This window comes from Clostridium sp. HV4-5-A1G (assembly GCF_900184915.1).
Taxonomy (GTDB): Bacteria; Bacillota; Clostridia; order Clostridiales; family Clostridiaceae; genus Clostridium_B; species Clostridium_B aromativorans.
Map to the genome: position 1 here is coordinate 1 of NZ_FXYI02000261.1, position 3,448 is coordinate 3,448.

Below are 3,448 nucleotides of genomic sequence, written 5' to 3' on the forward strand. Positions count from 1 at the left end.
TACTGTCTAGTGTTCTCGTAGATGTTTATAAGAGACATCTACTAGGTATTCTAAAACACATACATATTAAACATACAAATTGCAATTCCTTCTAGGTATTCTAAAATTCTTATTTTATATGTAAATGTTAACACTTAATTCATATAAATGCAATACTTTTTTACTTTATTTGTACTTTTTCACAAAATAAAGTCAATTTCAAAAATAAAATTGACTTTATAAGAAAAATCATATTTTAATATATAGCTTTTACCTATTTTATAAATTATCTGCTATATCTTCCAAACTCAATTCTTTAATTCCTCCATGCTTATCATTTATGACAATAAACAAATTCTGTCCTAATTTTACTCCTTCACTTTGATAATTTCTGATAAGAATTATATCTCCTACTTTACACACTTAGATTCACCACTTTACTTTTCAATAGTTGCTTTTTCCACTAACAGTTATTTTCTTTTTATCTTCTAATACATTTTTACTCCATTTAAAAGGAACAACGTCTTTCAAAGCCTCTCTAGAGGTAATTGTAGTTCGAGGTCTGTCTTTTAGTTTACTAAGATTCAATGATCTTCTCATAATAATCCCTCCATATAGAGACTAATTGAATTTCACTTTAGGACTAACCATATCATTATATATTTATATAATTTCAAGTCTTCTACACTGTTCAATCAAAAAATTTCTATTCATTAGCTACCCCACCTTTCTATAAAGCAGCAAAATAATCCCTCTCAAATTTATCTAAATAATATTTTTTATCTCCATAATTATTTATTAGATATTCTATATAATCACACACTTTAATATAATCTGCCTCATATAAATTTCTTCCTTCTTTTATAGTCTTGAATTGAAGAGTGATTGGTGCTTTCTTCAAATTTATAGTATCAATATTCTCTACTTTAAGTATATCTGTAATATCACAGGCAAATTTCATTTCCTCCATATCGTCTATATCTTTATCAAAAAGTATAGCAAAATCAATATCACTATCTTCTCTTTGATATTCAGTTCCGTAAGAGCCTACTATCCATACTCCTAAAATATCAGGCTCCTTAATAAAATACTTTTTTAAGTTTTCTATTTTGTCTTCTATATTCAGCAAATTAACACCTCCAATTTTCAATATATTTTTCTGAATTCAATTAAAGGCTAATATTTTTAACTATCGTTTTAATAAAAGCTTCAAGATCCCTTAAATTATTTTGAATTATCTCATAGATCATCCCATTGTTAATATCAAAATACATATGAACAATTCTATTCCTAAACTTTGCCATAGCAAAATAGGTATTTATATATTTTCTTTCAATAATGCCACGCTCTGCAAGTATTTTAAAACTTTCCTTATTAGTTTCCGGCCTTCCCCACCTGTTTCTAGCTATTATATGATTACTTATATCAATCATTGCCTCAATTGTCACCTGTAATAAATATTTGGCACTATCTACATTCCTGAAATCTTTTACAAATATATCTCTATCAATTTTTCGCAGTCTATTTAATTTTTCCAGGTTATCCTGCATAAACATTATCCTTTGTTTTACTTTAGGTAAATCGATATTATTAATCATAAATTATCCCCTTAATTCATCTCAATTGAACAATTATACAAATCAGAATATTTTTAACTATATTATACCATATAAAAACTTATCAAATACAGCTATATATCTATAAAAAATATCTGTAGAAAAAAATAAATTCATAATCACAGCAGCCTGAATTCTTCAGGTTTATATCCCTTCTCTCCTTTTAAAACTCCGTCAATTTCATCAATCAATTTTTGTTTGTCTTGAGAAAGAGTTCCCCCAAGAGCCACATAATTGGAAGCATGGTTGCTTCTAAAGACACAATTGCTTATATCAATGTCTTTAATAAGTTCTCTGGTTTCAAGCATAACCTCTCGGGGATTTAAAAGCTGAAATTTACCACTACTCACGTCTCTGCACAGTTCTGTGTCATCCTCAACCATAAGAGTCAACAGCCCCACATAGTCAGGATGCATGGAATTTATAACTCTTGCCGATTCCACTGCGTTTTCTCTCCAATACTTCTTTCCACCTATCCCGGAAATAAATGTAGCTGAAAGTTTTATGCCGCTGTTTTTAATTTTTTTGCCTGCCTCTATTACCTGTCTGGAATCAACTCCCTTTTTTATTTTCCTTAATATCTCATCACTTCCGCTTTCTACACCCATATATATCATTTTAAGTCTCAAATCTTTTAACTCCGTCATTTCACCCTGGGATTTTGCCAATATATCCCCTGGAGTAGCATAGGATGAAACCCTATTACATTCCGGGAAAAGCAATTTTATCTTAAGCAATATATCTCTTAAATTTTTCATTGGAAGTACAAGTGCATCTCCATCAGCCAAAAATATTCTATCTACATGTCCGTATATTTCTCTTGCTTCTTCCAAATCCCTGTATATTTCCTTCACATTCCTTATTCTGAACTTTTTTCCTTTGTACATATTACAAAAAGTACACTTATTGTGTGCACAACCTACAGTAACTTGAATTATAAAACTTCCGACCTCACTAGGAGGTCTATATACAATACCTTCATATTCCACGGTAGCTCCCTCCTGCCTATAAAATCTTAAGTTATCAGTTATATTGTAACACTCAGAATTATATTTTTCAGTACTTCGAAAAAATTAAAAATATCAAGCTATAAGCTCAGTATTTTCAATGGCTTGAGTAAATTCATAAAAATAAAAGCATCCACTATCATTTATCATTAAATGGTTTAAAAAATTCAGTGCAGATACAAGTTTCATTTTCCAAAAGACTGAAATGGAAAGCTCAAAACTGAATCCAGCAATTATTAATCTCCAATTTCATCTAATCCAATAGTTTTCTATTTGTCATAGAATGTACATATGTTATGAAAATCCAATTTATCAATATATATTTATGTTATAATAATTAGCAGGAGAATAAAGTATTTTTAGTTAGTCATCCCCCGGATTTTATCTCTCCCATGAAGTCGTTGCGGTTAATCTGACATCAGAGGGGGTGACGTAAATGAATGCTGAAGTTTTAATTACTGGCATAGTATTGTGATATTCGGAATTTTTGCTGTACTCGCACACTCAAAAGAAAAAGCTATTCTCAAATATAAGAATAGCTCTAAAAACAGTAATAAAGAATTTTTTATCAATATAAACAATGATAAAAATTCAGATTCCAAAAAATTAAGATGAGCTCTCGCAAAGCACATCTTAATTAAATACTAAAGATACAATCAACTAAAAACCGTAACGGCTTCTTACATATATTATAACACATTGTACTAAAAGTTAAACATAAAAATTGTCACAGTAAAAATTTATATGGCGCAGATTTTCCCTCAATATAAATACTCTTCCTTTTTTATTATGGGCGGAAACTGTCCCTTGTATTTTAAAAATGCATTTTTGATACTTATTACAATA

5 protein-coding genes are annotated in these 3,448 nt (G+C 29.3%); all 5 read right to left on the bottom strand.

Annotated elements, in window-relative coordinates; genetic code table 11:
* Positions 1-258 precede the first annotated feature (258 nt).
* The 5 genes from J5G60_RS17360 to J5G60_RS17380 all read right to left on the bottom strand — a co-directional run bounded on the left by J5G60_RS17360 (position 259) and on the right by J5G60_RS17380 (position 2,584).
* Positions 259-402, bottom strand: coding sequence for a hypothetical protein (locus tag J5G60_RS17360; RefSeq protein WP_190972279.1), 144 nt, complete (start codon positions 400-402; stop codon positions 259-261).
* A gap of 21 nt (positions 403-423) precedes the next feature.
* Complete coding sequence (locus J5G60_RS17365; RefSeq protein WP_190972278.1) at positions 424-579, bottom strand: hypothetical protein; 156 nt, start codon at positions 577-579, stop codon at positions 424-426.
* Between the two features lie 130 nt (positions 580-709).
* Positions 710-1,108 carry a type VII toxin-antitoxin system MntA family adenylyltransferase antitoxin gene (gene mntA, locus J5G60_RS17370; RefSeq protein WP_150358999.1) on the bottom strand — a complete coding sequence of 133 codons (399 nt, stop codon included), beginning with the start codon at positions 1,106-1,108 and terminating at the stop codon, positions 710-712.
* Between the two features lie 40 nt (positions 1,109-1,148).
* The gene (gene hepT / locus J5G60_RS17375) at positions 1,149-1,577 is read right to left on the bottom strand and encodes a type VII toxin-antitoxin system HepT family RNase toxin (protein ID WP_150358998.1); all 429 of its coding nucleotides are present in this window, start codon (positions 1,575-1,577) and stop codon (positions 1,149-1,151) included.
* A gap of 137 nt (positions 1,578-1,714) precedes the next feature.
* The gene (locus J5G60_RS17380; RefSeq protein ID WP_150358997.1) at positions 1,715-2,584 is read right to left on the bottom strand and encodes a radical SAM protein; all 870 of its coding nucleotides are present in this window, start codon (positions 2,582-2,584) and stop codon (positions 1,715-1,717) included.
* Between the last annotated feature and the right edge of the window lie 864 nt (positions 2,585-3,448).

Coding starts and splice junctions, on each gene's coding strand:
- J5G60_RS17365 (WP_190972278.1), bottom strand. CDS start 579: ATGAGAAGATCATTGAATCTTAGTAAACTAAAAGACAGACCTCGAACT.
- hepT (WP_150358998.1), bottom strand. CDS start 1,577: ATGATTAATAATATCGATTTACCTAAAGTAAAACAAAGGATAATGTTT.